Source organism: Cystobacter fuscus DSM 2262, from assembly GCF_000335475.2.
Lineage (GTDB): Bacteria > Myxococcota > Myxococcia > Myxococcales > Myxococcaceae > Cystobacter > Cystobacter fuscus.
The window spans coordinates 81,180-96,571 of the sequence record NZ_ANAH02000071.1 but is presented as its reverse complement, the minus strand read 5'-3'; the positions used below and the strand labels follow the sequence as shown (position 1 = coordinate 96,571).

Sequence of the window (15,392 nt, the reverse complement as noted above, 5' to 3'; positions counted from 1 at the left end):
AATATTAATCGGGATGGCGGGAAAACGGTGAATGGGCTGCTCGCCTCAATGGAGCCGTTCGCCGCGATGAACACGCTGGGTGGAACGCTGGTTCGACAAGGAGGTGACATGCGGCAAGGGTTGCCCTGACACTGCCTCGCCAGCAGAACGACCCTTCCGAGGATGATGATGTCAGTGAAGCCGAATGCGGACGCGACCCAAGCCCTTCTCTCACTCTGTGAGGACAAGAAACGTTGGAACCAGGAACTCAACGCCGCGGCCGTGCGGAAGCTGGTCGCCGAGGGCGCGGACGTGAACGCGCGCGGCCAGTATGGCCTGACGCCCCTGCACCTCACCGTGCGCGCTCCCTACACGAAGACGGAGCCGCTCCCCGGCGTCGACGTGGTGCGCGCGCTCATCGAAGCGGGCGGGGACGTGAATGCGCGCGATGACCATGCGCGGACTCCGCTGCTGCAAGCGGTCCCCAACGAGGACGATGCGACCCACGAGCGCCGTGCCCTGGAGCTCTTCCAGGTGCTGCGCGCGGCGGGTGCGAAAGTTCCCTCCGACGTGAAGGACGGGCGCGCTGGCGCGTTCGCCTGGACCTGCCCGTCCATCTACACGGAGTTGCTCGACGCGGGAGCGGCCATCGACGTTCGTGACGACAACCAGCAGACTCCGCTCCACCGGGCGGCCGCGCGAGGTAGAGCCCCCATCGTGGAGATATTGCTCGCGCGGGGCGCCGAGGTGAATGCCATCGACGGGCTCGGCCGCACGCCGCTCGGTGTCGCGCTGCGCGAGCAGAAGAAGCCCTGGGTCAAGGCGAACAATCGCACGGCGGGGTTCAACGCCGTCGCCAAGGTGCTGGAGCGCGCGGGAGGAAAGCCGAGCGTCCACTACGAGCGCCGCGACGACCCCTTCGCGCCCTTCCCTGTCGACGGTGCGGCGGTCCGCGCCGCGCTGTCGAAGCACGGGAAGTTCCGCTTCGAGTTCGAGGTCGACTCGGCACAGGAGGTCGCCACCGGGCTCCACAGCTACGGCGAGCCAGCGGAGTCCCTGGCGCGCCTCACGGCGCTTCGGGACGTGCTCGGAGTTCCGCCGAACTCCTTGCGTCTGGCCGGCCCCCTGACGCTGAAGAGTGCCTTCTTCCATCACGGTGACCTGGAGGTGGGCGGCGATCTCCACATCCACCGGCCGTTCGCGGTGACAGGCAACCTCCTCGTCCACGGCGTGGTGAATGACAACGGCAATGACTCGCTCGTCAATGTGCTCGGCGACGTGAAGTGCCACGCGCTCTATACGGACGGCGAGTTCAGCGTCGCGGGCGACATCGAGGCTCGAGACGTGGTGCTCGGCTACTACAACGACCACATCCTGACCGCGAGCACCATCAAGGCACGGGTCGTCATCGAGGACGAGCACTCCACCGATGCCTCCGTCGAGGCCGAGCACCACTTCGACCTGGACACGTATTCCCAGGGCTACGGCGAGGGCGTTCCCGAGCAGCTGCGCGAGCTGTTCGTCGACGAGGTGCTCCGCGTGGAGGACGAGGAGGCCCGGCTCGACAATGGCGCGCTCTTCGACCGCATCCGCAAGGGGCTTCCCGTCTTCCGGAAGTAGCTGTGCCAGAGGATGTCCACGCCCCCTGGCATAGAAGACATACTCAGTCGCATCGGGAGCGTCGCCGCTCCCGTCTCTCATCCACCTCCCCTGGCCGAGCTACGGCAGCGCGGGGGTGTTTTCCGCGAAGTACTCGTGGTTGTCTGCGTTGTCCAAGGCCTTGGAGGGGCTGGAGGACGCGAGGCTCTTGGCCGAGCTCTGGCCGTAGGCCCAGTCATCCGTGGCCGCCACCACGTTGAAGTGGCTCATCTCGTGGACCAGGGTGCCGGCCTTGGAGTCCGTGCCCGTGGCGGGAGCGCTCCAGAAGGCGTTGCACACGTAGATCTTGTACGGCGAGGCCGGATACACGTAGGCGTAGTAGCTGTCGCTGCAGCTGCAGTCGACCACGATCGCCGCGGTGGCGAAGGCGCTCTTGATGCTGGTGAAGTGGCTGCGAGCCGTGGACAGGTTGGTGCTCGAGTAGGCGCCGAACCAGGTGGTGTAGCGCGTGGTGCCCGAGGAGATGCCGTTGAGGTAGGACGACGCGCTGTTCGCGTACGAAGTGGCGTTGGCCACCGCGGTGCTGATCGACGACTGCTCCGAGGTGGTGCAGGAGCCCGAGTACGACAAGCCCTGGGCCGACACGGTGCCCTGCGCCTGGAGCTCGGGCTGGCCGCTCTCACGGCCCTCGATCCACAGGCTCACGAGGTTGGAGTCGAGCTGGGCGGCCTTGGAGAGGAGCGCGCTGTGCTGATCCAGCGAGCGCGCGGCATAGCGGATGGTGTAGCTGCCAGACTCGGACAGGTCATACATGCCCGACACGGGCGCCGAGCCCGTCAGGCTCTCGCCGGGTGCCAGGGTGATGTAGTCCTGGGCGGTCGGCGCCGCGCGCTTGATCTCAGGGCCGATGTACTCCACCGGCTCGCCGTTGCGGGTGACCTCGAACAGGCCCTCCTTGAGGTGCCCATCCGGCACGTAGAACTTGAGCAGCCGCACCGGCTGGGACGAGGTGTTGGTGAAGGTGACCGCCACCGACACGTCCTCGCGAGCGCTCAGCGACGACTTCGCCACGGACAGGCTCACCGTCACGTCGCCAGTGGCCTGGTCCTGGAGCACGGAGCCATCCTCGCCCTCCGCCGGAGCGCCACACGCGCCCAGCAGGGACACACCGACGATTCCGCCCACCAGCCACTTGAAGTTACCGCCAAGGCTCTTGCTCACGCAGGACTCCCCTTCTGGATCAAGACCAGTGCCCACGAGGCATCCTGGTCTACCAGTTTATAACATAATGAGAATTTTTATTCACTTACCTGTTTGGCGGAGAGACATGACTTGAGTTCAAACGGCTCACTTCGCGTCAACCTGGATGAAGACACAGAGTCCGGGACCTGCACGCGATTCCGGCCCGAAGTGTGTAGGTACTCGGTAAAGGTGGCAAAGGCGCCAAACGACCCGTTGGCAGTCGCTCGGGCGCGGGTTTGCACGGCCATTGAGAACCTCTTCACGAGGGGTTGCTTGCCTTCCTGGAGTTCTACCTCGAAAGTCATCCCGTGGAACCGCCCTCAAGAGGTAGCGTACCCGGCTCCGGAGTCCCACCGCCCATGACCCTCGCCCTCGCGGGCCTCGCCCCCATCCCCCCTGAGTTGCTCCTCGTCCTCGTGGTCTGGCTGCTGCTCTGGGATCCGGTGCATCGGCTCCTGCTGCGCCTCACGACCTGGTTCTTCAACCGGGGCGCATTCCGCGCGGCCCTCGCCCTCACCCGAGTCCTGGAGCGCCTTCCCCTCGCGGCCTGGATGAGACCCATTCTGCGGCGGGAGGAACTCTACGCTCACTCGGCGCTCGGCCGCACCGAGAAGGCCGTCTCGGGGGCCCGCGACCTCGCGGTCCATGCCAAGGCGGACGCTTGTCTTCCTTGCGCCAACTGCGCCATCAACATCTTCATCAACGCGGGCCTCTATCTGGAGGCACTCGACATCGAACGGGGCTGGCAGGGTCCGTCCAATCCCCCGGAGCCGTCCGCGGCGCGCTATTGGGCCCTGGTGCGGTTCAACCTCGTCGAGGCCGTCTACAACCTCGGGAGCTGGGAGGCCGCCAGCGCGCGTCTGTCCAACCTGGAGGAGACAGCGCGTGGGGATGCCTTCCTGTGGAACTTCTTCCCCGTCCAACGCGCGTGGCTCCTCGCCCATACCGGACGCGGAGAGGAAGCGCTCAGCGCCCTCACCCAGGTGGACTGGCGGCGCCTGCCCCGGCTGTACCGGAGCGAGGCGCACTTCGCCCGTGCCGCCTCGCTGCTGGCGGTGCATCGGTACGAGGAGGCTCGGCGCGAGGCCCGCACGGGGTTGAAGCACGCTCTCCGGGTGTCGAGCACGCGCAACGGGCTGTTCCTGCTCGGGCGCATCGCCCTGGCGGAGGGGCACCCGGAAGAGGCCCTGCGCTTCTTCGAGGCTGGTGCCATGCACCCCTACCAGGGTCAGGGGGGAGATGGCCTGCTGGCCTGGGGGGACTGCCTCGCGGAGCTCGGCCGTCATGACGAGGCTCGGGAGGCCTGGCGGCTCGTCCTCACGCGAGACAAACAGAGTGGTACGGCCTCGCGGGCGGCTTCGCGGCTCGGGCTCCACGGGCCGGTTTCGGGAGAGGGGAAAGCCGAGGTGGGCACGTGACGGGTGTGCTCCGGGGATGAGGCCGCTGACCGTGCCGAATCGGGACAAATCATAGTCAATCCACCAGGCCGTTGCGAAGTTCACCGTCACCACGACCAGCTTGCGGGCGGCGGCGTCATAGGCGAACACGGTGTTTCGGTCATCTCCACTCAGGAGGGTCATGCCCGGCCGGATGTGTCGGCTGAACTGGGCCATGACATACCATTTGGCATTGGCCGTTCCGATCCAGTTGTCACCGGGGTTGGACTGGATACTCGGAGACCCAGCCTTCGTGTCAGTCGTTACCTTCCGAAGAGCGGCTGGGCGAGGAGCCGCGACCAGCGGTACGTCCTGACATCGTAGCGGTTGATGATCCACTCCCCGTCTCCGCTGCCCCCCTGCCGGTACTTGAAGAGGAAATCGCCCTGTGGGCCCCGGTAGAAGCGGGGATAGGTGGCCTGCGTCTCCAGTGTTCCCACCATGGGCTGACGGGCGAACGACGAGGCGACGAGCCCGCGCGACCGCCAGTAGGTGAGCGCATGGCCGTGCAGATCGCCCGACAGGTGGATGTCGTGGTTGTCGTCGACCTCCAGCGTGAGATAGTTGTGGCTGTCCCAGCCCTTGAATTGATCATCGAGGACCTTGTAGGTCCACGCCCCGTCGCCATTGCGGATGGCGACCTTCACGCGCCGGTTGGCGTCGTAGTAGGCGACGAGCTGGTGCCGCTTGAAGACCACGAAGTCGAACGTGGCGGAGCTCCCGCCCCAGGCCCGGTCGACACGGCTGGCGCGCCAGAGTTTCGCCGTCGCGTCGTAGCTCCAGACGACGAGATCCGTCAGGAACTTGTCCGGGCAGGTCGTCTCCGTGGGCTGCGACACGGAGAGCGCGCGTCCCGAGCAATCGTAGGGCAGGTCCCGGTTCGTAGGCATCGACTCCCAGCGCAGGTAATAGCTCAGCGCCGGATCCTGAGCGTCCCAGTGCAGCGGTCCATCCGTGGCGCCGAGTGACGCGATCGCTCCCGTCCCGGAGATATCCGCGGTCCCCCCCTCCAGGCTGTTCTGGAGGAAGTAGCGCTCGTTCACCGGATCGACGATGCCGATGGTGTCGAGGCCGTCCTGGTTCCAGTCGCCGACGAGCGGATAGAACGGCGTGGTGGCCGGACCGAAGCCGAACCGCTGGGTGCCGTCCCGGCGCTGGAGGACGAAGGTCCTCGTCTTGCGAAGGAAGAGACCCGCGCGATTGCCGTCGCCATCCCAGTCGCCGCGAATGACGATGGCGTCCTTGTCGATCCGGGGGCGCATGAGGCGCAGGCTGAAAGGGGTCACCCAGCCCGCCGCGCGCGTCTCCTTCACACTGGCTTCCGCGGGCAGCCCGGGCACCGGCCGCGTGAAGGTGTCGTAGTCGATGCCAGACCCCGGCGTGGGCGTCACCGAGAGCGCCGTGCCCGCGGCGGACAGGGTCCAGTTGCCCGAGGCGGGAGCGCCGCTCGTGTCGGCATCCGCCCTGCCGAAGGACTGGACGACCGCGCCGGTGTTCGTCACCCGGGGCACGGAGTAGGAAACCGAGGACGACGTGCGCGGCAGGGAGCCGCCGCCCTCGAGCACGTGCTGTGTCTTCCAGGCGGTCATCTCATGAAGCTTCCACTGACTGCCCTCGAGCCGGGCGTTGTAGACCTGGGTGGTCCAGACGGGCGGCACGTCCGCGGAATAGACAACCTTGTACTTCTGATAGGTCACGACGGGGCGGCCCTCGCCATCGAAGCCGACGTTCAGGTTGTTGAGCACGCCCTGATTGGTCTGGATCGGATCGACGACGGCGTGGGACGCGGTCGTGAGGGGAAGCGTGAGCTTCTCCCCGCAGGTGTTGTACCAGTTCACCAGATCCTGGCTCCGGGCCACCGAGACGCTGTGATTGGTCTCCACCGCGGGCGTCTCCCGCCACACCCAGGCCATGTAGACCCAGGGCTGGCCCTGGCCCTGGGCGTTGCCCGAGGGATACGCATTTCTCTCCACGTTGTCGCTCCAGAGCGACGACATGCACCCACGGGGTGCGCTCCCGAGCGGATGGGGGAAGCGAATCTTCCCCGAGTTCACGAGGGCCGAGTTCTGCACGGTGCCGAGCACGCGCAGCCCATGGACGTAGAGTGGCTGCCCGCCGACCGCCGCGAGGACGCTCTCCGGAATGGCCACGTGGAAGCGATAGCGTCCGTTGCCCGCTCCGCACCGCTCTCCGACGGCCGACTCGGCCATGAATTGCGAGGCCCCTTCGAGGACCAGCTGGCCCCGGGGCTCGTCATACGCCGAGGCTCCGGCATAGACATGGATCCGCAAGGAAGCCGCGACCCCCTGCTGACAAGTCCACCCGTGCAGGAAGTACTGGTCGCCCTCGAGCACCACGCCGTCCAGCTGACCGATGATGGCGCCGGGGTCGGCCAGTCCCTGGAAGGGCTCCGCCACGACCAGGCGTGGAAGCAGCAGAGCGGACAAGACGAGAAAGCGCGACGTGACCACGGAGCCTCCCTGTTTCGTTGACATCCCCAGGACAGGGACGCCACCAGCCTAACCCCACCTCGGTGAGGAAGGCATGCAAAACAGGTAAACCATCGAAGAGCGGACCATTCCCTTCAAGGTGGCTGTCTTCGAGGCGTCCTGGAGAACTTCAGCCACGGTGAGGATCTTCTCAGGCCCCCATCCCGTGGGCTACCTGGTGGTGTCACAGGCCAGGGCGAAACCGGCCTGGCACGCACTGTTGGTCAGCTCGAGCGCCCGCTTCCTGTCGACCGCGACTCCACGGCCCTCGTCATAGCAGACTCCGAGAGCGTAACAGGCCATGGCCTGGCCTCCCGTGCAGGCCTTCTCGAACAGCGAGGCGGCCTTCCTGTCGTCCCGAGCCACCCCTTTGCCCTCCGCATAGAGAAACCCCAGGAGCCCACAACCCTGGGCATCGTCCGCGTTGCAGGCCTTCGCCAACAGTGTCGCGGCCTGGCCCTCGTCCCGCTCTACCCCTCGGCCCTCCTCGTAGAAGAGGCTGAGTTTGACGCAGCTCAGAGGCACCCCGCCGTCACAGCCCTTCTCCAAGAACGTCACGGCCTGGATGTCGTCCCGCGCCAGCCCCTGTCCGTTCGCGTAGAAGCCGCCGAGATCACCGCACGCCGCTGCATCGCCCGCCTCGCAGGTCTGCTTCAACAGCGTGGTGGCCCGGCCCATGTCCCGGGCTACCCCGCGGCCATTCTCGTACAAGTGGGCGAGCAGGTGACAGCTCCCCGTCACACCGGCCGAACAGGCCTTCTCATACAACCTGGCGGCCTGAACCGGATCCGCATCCACCCCGCGGCCCTCCTCGTAGCGGTTGCCGAGGAGGAAACAAGCCGTGGCCTCACCGGCCTCACAGGTCGCCTCGTACAGCTTCACGGCCTGGCGGTCGTCCTGCTTCACCCCGCGGCCCTCCTCCAAGAAGAGGCCCAGCCTCCAACAGCCCTCGGGTGCCCCGGCCTCGCAGGCTTTAGCGAACAGCGCGGCGGCCTGGCGGTCATCCCGAGCGACGCCCCGGCCCTCGGCATAGAGCGTCCCCAGCGACACACAGCTGCTGGGAAGACCGCCAGCACAAGCGTCGCTAAAGAGGTTCGAGGCTCTGCGGATGTCCCGATCCACCCCCTGGCCCCTCATGAAGAGGTCGGCGAGCCGCGCGCACCCCTGGGCGGCACCGTTGTCGCAGGCTTTCCGGAACAGCGTGAAGGCCTCGTAATCACTCCGGCCTACCCCTTCTCCCGTCGCATGGAGCAAGCCGAGCTGGGCGCAGGCCTGGCCTTCATTCGAGGCGCATGCCTGCTCGAGTTCCTGTGGCGTCCGAGAGGACGTCACCCCCCTGTGACAGCCGCCAAGCCATGCGATGAGCACTCCAAGCCCCAGGATGAGCGGTGGTGAGCGCGGGGGTCGTGGCATCTTGGATCCTCTCGAAGAATTCGCTGGAGTGAATGAGCCAGTGAGCAGCGGAATGATGCGGACGAACTTCCGGGCTACGGCTTCGGTGCTTGCGCGGGAGCGGGCCCGAAGCCACTCAGCGGCGTGTCCCGGCCCAGAACGATGAAGGGCGCCCAGAAGTGGGGGTGTGGGTGTTTCTCCCGGAGCGTGCGCATGGCGTTGCGCAGCGCCACGGCACGGCCCTGCCCCTCGAGCAGGTTGCGGTAATAGGCTTCCATGATCTGGCTGGTGGTGTCGTCTCTCACCATCCACAGGCTCATGACCACCGTCTCGGCCCCCGCGAGGATCAGGGCTCGCCGCAGGCCATAGACTCCCTGCCCCTGCCGGACATCACCCCGGCCGGTGTCGCACGCGGAGAGGATGACCAGTTGAGTGCCCCACAGGTCGATCCCGGCCAGTTCCAGGGCGGTGACCCATCCACCATAGGGCCTGGCCTGAGCGGCGCTGGAAGAGGCTGGCGCCGCGGCGCCCGCGTCGGCCAGAACGAGACCGGAGCGTAACAGGGGATCTGGGGGAAGCCGCATGAGGACACCCTCTCCCAGAGCACCGAAATGACCGACAGCACGCGAGGCTTCTCGCGCGGGCTCATCGCTCAGGAAGAAGCCGTGGGTGGCCAGGTGGAGCACTCCGGGAGCACGCTGGTGGAGCAGCTGCTCCTTGGTGGCCTTCGTCCCGAGCAGGAGCCGCGCCCGCGGAATGAGGCGCTGGATGGCCTCGGCCTCCTGGCGAGTGCCAGGCAGGGGGATCCAGAACTGCCCGGCCGGGCCGTTAGGCGGCATCGAGCCCGGGATCGGGGTGAAGGCCGGGTCCGCCAGGACGGTGACGGAGGTCGCTGGAGTCCACTCCTCGAGGAGGCGAGGGATCAGGTCCCTGCCCGAGGTGAGATAGGTGAAGTCGAATGAGTCGACAAGGAACCGGCGCCCATCGTGGAGCGCGGCGAAGGGCACCAGGCCGAGCTGTCCATCCGGCGAGAGAAAGAGGCGGCGGGCATTGCCCAGCAACGGCAGCAGGGGGCGGAAGGCGAGCTTGTAGAGCGCCTGGGCGAGGGGTTGGAAGTCCGCGTCGCGGCGGGCCAGGGCGTCGCGCAAGAGCGAGGCGGCGCGATCGATGGGCTCGACGGGTCCAAGTTCCACCGCGCGGACTTCCGCGTTGGGAAGGAGCACCAGTGCCAGGTAGTAGGATTGACCCGGCTGCCCGGTGTCCGCCGTTCCTGGTCTGGGCAGAGCGGGGCCTTCCGTGCAGGTGATGAACTCGATCAGAGCTCCGTGCTCGGGTAGGCCCTGGGTGACACGGTCGATGACCACCTCGGGACGTGGCGGTGCCTCGGTGCTGTAGATGCGCTCGAGCGCGGAGCCGCGGGCGAGGTTCGTCTCGAGCGCCTCGATCACGGCCGTGAGGTTCCGCAGACGTTGTTGGTACTCGGCGGGTTGAAGCGAGCCTCGGTTCTGGAGCGAGAGCGTGGCGAACTCGGAGCGAAGCGCATTCAGTCGCTCCAGGGTGGGTTGCTCCGACGCACCCAGAGGGCCGCGGTTGGAGCGTGAGATGCTGGTGAGTTCGGCGGCGGAGCGGCCCTTTCGTAGCAGCGCGGCGGTGAGGGCCAGACGCCTCACCCCCTCGTCATCTGGAGCGGCTCGCACGAGCGCATAGAGCAGTTCCTCCTCGTCGCGCAGCTGCCACAGGGCGCTGGCCAGCCGGGACTCGGAGGCGCCGAGCACATCCAGGCGCAGGCGCGACTCGGAGATGGAGAGTGCCCGGGTGAGCAGCGGCACGGCCTCGGCGAAGCGATGCTGGGCCAACCGGAGTCGAGCGAGCTCGCGCAGACAGGTGGCGACGAGGGGATGATTCTTGCCGAGGGCCGCTTCCCGCATGGCGAGCGCGCGCTCGAGGAGCGGCTCCGCCCGCTCGTATTGCTCCTGGTACGCGTGGAGGAGCGCGCGATGGGCCAGCACCGTGGCGACTCGATGATGCTTCTTGCCGAGAGCTGTTTCCTGGAGGGTGATCGCACGCGCGAAGAGCGGTTCGGCCCGTGCGTACATCCCCTGGCGCATGTAGAGCACGGCGAGGCTGTCGAGCACGCCCGCGACTTGCGAAGGGTTCTCGCCATGTGCCAATTGCAGGATGCCGAGCGCACGTGTGTAGAGCGACTCGGCCCGCGGGTACTTCCCCTGACCCAGGTAGACGTCACCGAGGTGGTGAAGAGAGGCGGCGACGTCTGGATGGCTCTTTCCAAGAGCCGCCACCCGAATGGCGAGCGCACGGGAATGGAGCCTCCCGGCCCCAAAGAAGAACCCTTGGGCCAGATAGAGGTTGGCCAGCCCATCGAGCGATTCGGCGAACTCGAGATGGTTCTCGCCCAAGGCAGCTTTCCGTAGGGCGAGCGCCCTATCGTAGGAGATTTCGGCCGTGCCGTACGCGCCATGGGTGTAATCGAGGTCGGCGAGGAGCTGGAGTGAACGAGCGACGTCCGGGTGATTCTCGCCGAGGACCGTCTCCCGAATCTTGAGGGCTCGCTCATGGAAACGCATGGCCGGTGCGGACTTTCCCTGGCGGAGAACATTGAGCGCGTGGCCGAACTGTGACGCGGCGCGCCAGTTCTCATTGAGCAGCTCGGGCGGGAAGACCAGCCGATCCTCCGGGTACAGGCCCTGGGCTTCGTAGAGCCCGCCGAGCTTGTCCAGCGCATCAGCCACCGCGAGGTGCTCCTTGCCAAGAACCGCCTCCTGCAACGCCAGTGCATGCTGAGCCCGCGCAATGGCATCGGTGTGATTGCCCGCCTGGGAGAGCGTCCGCGCTTCCTCCCAGGCATGCCGCGCCTCCTCCAGCCTTGCATCCGGCCGCGTCTCACCGGCCGCCGCTCCCACGACACAGCAGAGCGCGACCGTCATCCACCTGAATGTTTGCCGCATGTCGTGCCCCTCACCCGCCCGTCATATCAGAGGAACCAGATTCGAGGCCGCGCACCGCGGAAGCGGCCTCGTCAAAAGGAAACGAGCCGCCCCCTGCTGGAGACGGCTCGGTCCTGGTTTCCCGGCGGCTGGCTAGAAGTTGGCGCAGCCAGCGCACTGCACCGTGCCACTGGTGATGTCGATGCACGTGCCCGCGGCACCACTCGCGAACAAGCAGGTGCCCGAACAATCGGTGCTGGGGCAGACGAAGGTCGTGCCACATCCCAGACCGAAGGAAGCAACCGGCATCAAGCTCGAGAGATTGCCCGCCGCGTAGCCGCAGTTGATCGCCAGGCGACGCGTCCAACCGCTGCAGCCGAAGGTGTCATAGAAGACGCACTGCGAGGTGGTATCCATCGCGGACACGTCCGCGCTGGCGCACTGCTTGTCCTGCTTTTCGACGTAGGCGTCGAACTCCTCGGTGGTCCGGTAGGCCCGGGCCACGCCCGTCTTGAGGCTCTCCTCATCGACGATGACGGAGAGCTGGCCCTGGATCTCGGACAGCGAATCCATCGAGCGGAGGGTTCCATCCAGCAGCACGGACATCTGCGCCAACTTGAAATCAGGGTGGTTGGACGCCAACGACTCGTTCACCTTCACGCCAGCCGTGGATGGCTTCACCTGAAGCTTGTCCGTCGGCTGCGGCTCATTGGCCTCGCAGCCAGACAGGATCGTCAGGCCCAGGCCCATGACCACCGCGAACATACCGAATGCATTCTTCTTGCTGTTCATTGTCATCCCCCAAGGTTCTACGTTGTACCCGTTCACGGGGAGCGCTCGTGGTGCTCCCCCTTGTCACATGAGGGGTGTTCGGCTCGTCCCGGGTTCACTGTCGTGAGGCCGAGCAAATCCCCCTCGAATTGAATGAGCCTACGGGGAGGAAAATGATGCAGAGAATCTTTCGTTTCCCCCCTCGGCACCCAGAAGAAGAGGAAAATCAAGGGCTTCCCTTCTCACGAGAGTGCCACTCCCTCCTCGAATGCGGCGGCGTCCAGGGCGCCCCCCTCCGGAGCCGCGGATTCTCCGCGGCATTCTCCAGCGCACCGGCTCTCCATGGTCGTGGAAGGTGGCGAACGCCCATGTGGTCAAGTGAAGGATGCGGCTCAGACCGTTCGATGCTCTAGCGCAGCCGTACCTTCAGGTGCTCCACAGCTTCATTGGGCCGCCCCAGGAAGGCATCGAGCAGACGTTCCTCGACAGAATCTTGCTCCCAGACCGCGGCTCGCTCGAGCCCCACGCACTCCTGGGGCTCGGCGGATCTCTTGTTACCAGCGGTGTCGAAGATGGTGCAGCGGCGGAAGTCTCCCACGTCCTGCCTGAACTGAACGAGCGGCTGAATCAGGTGCTCCTCGAGCGCTTTCCATCCGATGCGTTCCCATGCATTCAGCGCCAACAGGTTGACGGCAATCTTGAAGAGGACGGGCTTTGACGCAATCCCGTCCAAATCAGAGTCCGGAGCCGTGGTCCTGTGATCGTAGAAGGCAACATGGGGAGGCTCAAGCAGTCTCCCATACCCGAAGGAGCCGTCGGCGAGCGCCAGCCGGACAAACGTGCCTGTCTTGTGCTTCTGCTTGCCCAATTTTCAGGCTCGTCTACGAGCGGTAGAGGCGGTAGAAGCGGAAGGCCTTGGGCCACTCCGCGCGGGGTTTGAAGGCGATGGCCACCTCCTGGCCCCCCAGCGCCGACTCGGTGAGGACCACGTGTTCCTCGAAGGCCTTGGCCTTCTCGAACTCCTCGTCCGTCACCTTGCACACGGCCTTGTAGAAGGGCCCCGAGAGCCACTGCGCCACCTCCGGCGCATCCCGGAACTTCAGGTACGCCGCCAGGGACGCGTGCGCCGCCGCCAGCACCGCGAAGCCCGTGGGCACGCTCTCGCGAATCAGGATGTACATCTTCAGATGCCCACTGTCGTCCGCGCTCATCGGGCCTCCCGGGTGCGGGGGATGCGCCAAGGGAACTCAGAACCCAGACATCTTGGAGAGGATTTCCTTCATCACCTCCGAGGTGCCTCCGCCGATGGTGATGAGCCGGATGTCGCGCCAGGCCCGCGCGATGTGCGTCTCCTCGATGTAGCCCATGCCCCCGAAGAACTGCTGGACGTCGTAGGCCACCTTCTGCGCCAGGTCTCCCGCGAACAGCTTCGCCATGGAGATCTCCCGCACCGGGTTCTCCTTCGCATCGAACAGCGCCACCGCGTGGTACGTGAGCCTCCGCGCCGCTTCAAGGGCCGCCATGTGCTCCACCAGCTTGTGCCTCCACACCTGGAAGCCCAGCAGCGGCTTACCGAACGCCTGCCGCTCCTTCCCATACGCGAGCGCGTCCTCGATCATCCGATCCATGCCGCTCACCGCGGACAAGGCCCCCACCAGGCGCTCGCCCTGGAAGTTCGTCATGATGTGGTAGAAGCCCTGGTTCTCCTCGCCCAGCACGTAGCGCCGGGGGATGCGGCAGTCCTCGAAGTACAGAATCGCCGTGTCCGACGACAGGTTGCCCACCTTGTCGAGCTTCTTCGACACCGAGAAGCCCTTCACGTCCGTGGGGAACGTCACCAGTGTCACCCCCTCGTGCCCCGGCCCCCCCGTGCGCACCCCCAGCGTGATGAAGTCCGCCCGCGTCCCATTGGTGATCCACATCTTCGAGCCGTTGATGACGTAGTCATCCCCGTCCCGGCGCGCCGTCGTCTGCAGGTTGGCCACATCCGAGCCAACCCCCGGCTCGCTGATCCCCAGCGCGGCGATCTTCTCCCCCGCCAGCGCCGGCGCCAGGAACTCCCGCTTCTGCTCGTCCGTGCCAATCTCGTTGATGATCGGCGTGGCCATCTGGCCTTGCACCATCAACGCCATGTTCACGCCCGCGTTGCGGCTGCGCGTCAGCTCCTCGCAGAAGGCCGTCACGTACCAGTAGTCCAGCCCACTGCCGCCATACCTCGGATCATGGTTGATGCCGAAGAAGCCCAGCTCGCCGCACTTCTTGAATATCTCCCTCGGGAAGATGCCCGCCCGATCCCACTCCAGGGCATGCGGCGTCATCTCCTTCTCCACGAACGTACGCACCGTCTTGCGAAAAGCCTCATGCTCCTCGGTGAAAGGGTTCAGCATGGTCGCCGGGCTCCTTGGGTATCGGGATGAGTCACGGCGATAGTACACCCCCATGACTGGTGCCGCTCTCGTCCTCGCCACGCTCCTGTCGGCCCCCCCGGCCGCCCGTCCGCCCACCGGAGCGTGGCTCCGGGAACACTGCCGCATGGGAGCGGCGGACCCCCAGAACCCCTGGGCGCTCGCCCACGGCCTCCTCTCCGAGGGCCGCTCCTTCAAGGCCCGCGATGGACGCCCCGCCGTGCAGGTCATCGTCGCCGACTTCCTCCACCGCGAGGGCTCCTCCCCCGACGCCGACCTCCGCTTCGATCCCACCACCGCCGACGGCACGCCCGTGGAGCCCCACCCCCACCTCCTCGTGAAGACGCTGCTGCTCGCGGGCCTCGCCCCCTCCCACTCCTTCCGAGCCTCCTGGGGCCCCGTCACCCTCGGCGCCCTCGTGGAGGACCTGAAGCGGGACTTCCGCCGGGACTCCGCCCTCTCCCCCGAGGGCGCCTGGACGCTCGATGCCCTCTCCCATGCCCTCCTCCCCGGAGCCTCCTTCACGACTCGAGACGGCACCCCGGTGCGCCTCGACGCGGTCATGGACGAGGCGCTCGCGCTGCTCGAGCGCGAGGAGGCCGAGCTGCTCGCGGGCATGAAGGCGGGCCTTCCCCAGGTGCCCAAGCGCCACCAGGGCCTCTACGCCCACCCCTGTGGCGGACTGCACCTCGTCCAGGCCGTCCTCACCCACGCGCGCCACCCCGCCGTGCGCGCCGCCTGGGGCTCCCGGCTCGACACCCAGGTGGACGTGCTCCTCTACCGGCTCGCCTCCGAGTCCCGCCAATACGATGCCGCCCTCTCCTCCACCCTCCCCGCCCACCGGCTCCCCGTGCTCCTCCAGATGATGAAGTTCCACGGGCACTGGCTGGAGACGCTCGGCCGCTACCGCGACGAGACGGGTTGGACGCCCACGCCCACGCAGCTCCAAGCCATCCGGCAGGCGGGCGCGCTCCTGGATGGCGCGGTGCGCCGGCTCGATGCGTCAGGTGTCTGGCGCAATCGTGACGCGCTGAAGGCAGCGAGCCCCTCGCTCTTCCTGGATCTCCTCGGTGACACGTGCCACGCCGCTCGGGGATGGCACGACTGGAGGCGGACCCTCGGCGGTTGATACAA

Annotated in this window: 11 protein-coding genes; 3 read left to right on the top strand and 8 right to left on the bottom strand. The window is 66.7% G+C overall.

The genetic code is table 11. The features are described 5' to 3' along the window. Nucleotides 1-168 precede the first annotated feature (168 nt). Nucleotides 169-1,599 (top strand): ankyrin repeat domain-containing protein, encoded by a 1,431-nt coding sequence (locus tag D187_RS45890; RefSeq protein ID WP_043435158.1) that lies wholly within the window; start codon nucleotides 169-171, stop codon nucleotides 1,597-1,599. A 99-nt stretch (nucleotides 1,600-1,698) separates the two neighbouring features. Here the strand turns inward: D187_RS45890 and D187_RS45885 are convergent, their stop codons facing one another. Then, complete coding sequence (locus tag D187_RS45885; RefSeq protein WP_043435156.1) at nucleotides 1,699-2,799, bottom strand: M35 family metallo-endopeptidase; 1,101 nt, start codon at nucleotides 2,797-2,799, stop codon at nucleotides 1,699-1,701. Nucleotides 2,800-3,179: 380 nt separating this feature from the next. Here D187_RS45885 and D187_RS56125 point away from each other — a divergent pair, with 380 nt between their 5' ends. Beyond that, nucleotides 3,180-4,238, top strand: a complete 1,059-nt coding sequence (locus D187_RS56125; protein ID WP_002624129.1) for a tetratricopeptide repeat protein — start codon at nucleotides 3,180-3,182, stop codon at nucleotides 4,236-4,238. 281 nt (nucleotides 4,239-4,519) lie between these two features. Here D187_RS56125 and D187_RS51380 read toward each other — a convergent pair whose 3' ends face one another. The 7 genes from D187_RS51380 to D187_RS45845 form a co-directional block, all read right to left on the bottom strand. Next, nucleotides 4,520-6,727, bottom strand: a complete 2,208-nt coding sequence (locus D187_RS51380) for a BNR-4 repeat-containing protein (RefSeq protein ID WP_002624128.1) — start codon at nucleotides 6,725-6,727, stop codon at nucleotides 4,520-4,522. 189 nt (nucleotides 6,728-6,916) lie between these two features. Continuing rightward, nucleotides 6,917-8,158 (bottom strand): tetratricopeptide repeat protein, encoded by a 1,242-nt coding sequence (locus D187_RS45870; protein ID WP_002624127.1) that lies wholly within the window; start codon nucleotides 8,156-8,158, stop codon nucleotides 6,917-6,919. A gap of 74 nt (nucleotides 8,159-8,232) precedes the next feature. Continuing rightward, on the bottom strand, nucleotides 8,233-11,103 hold the full coding sequence (locus D187_RS45865) for a CHAT domain-containing tetratricopeptide repeat protein (RefSeq protein ID WP_002624126.1): 2,871 nt from the start codon (nucleotides 11,101-11,103) through the stop codon (nucleotides 8,233-8,235). A 132-nt stretch (nucleotides 11,104-11,235) separates the two neighbouring features. Next, entirely contained in the window at nucleotides 11,236-11,874 is a 639-nt protein-coding gene (locus D187_RS45860) for a hypothetical protein (RefSeq protein WP_002624125.1), read from the bottom strand. 388 nt (nucleotides 11,875-12,262) lie between these two features. Next, complete coding sequence (locus tag D187_RS45855; protein WP_002624124.1) at nucleotides 12,263-12,721, bottom strand: immunity 26/phosphotriesterase HocA family protein; 459 nt, start codon at nucleotides 12,719-12,721, stop codon at nucleotides 12,263-12,265. 13 nt (nucleotides 12,722-12,734) lie between these two features. Beyond that, nucleotides 12,735-13,064 carry a hypothetical protein gene (locus D187_RS45850; RefSeq protein WP_002624123.1) on the bottom strand — a complete coding sequence of 110 codons (330 nt, stop codon included), beginning with the start codon at nucleotides 13,062-13,064 and terminating at the stop codon, nucleotides 12,735-12,737. Between the two features lie 36 nt (nucleotides 13,065-13,100). Next, the gene (locus D187_RS45845; RefSeq protein WP_002624122.1) at nucleotides 13,101-14,240 is read right to left on the bottom strand and encodes an acyl-CoA dehydrogenase family protein; all 1,140 of its coding nucleotides are present in this window, start codon (nucleotides 14,238-14,240) and stop codon (nucleotides 13,101-13,103) included. Nucleotides 14,241-14,292: 52 nt separating this feature from the next. On the opposite strand from D187_RS45845, the gene D187_RS45840 reads away from it, so the two are divergent. Further along, a complete protein-coding gene (locus tag D187_RS45840) occupies nucleotides 14,293-15,387 on the top strand; it encodes a hypothetical protein (RefSeq protein ID WP_043435154.1) in 1,095 nt (364 codons plus the stop codon). The last annotated feature ends 5 nt before the right edge of the window (nucleotides 15,388-15,392 follow it).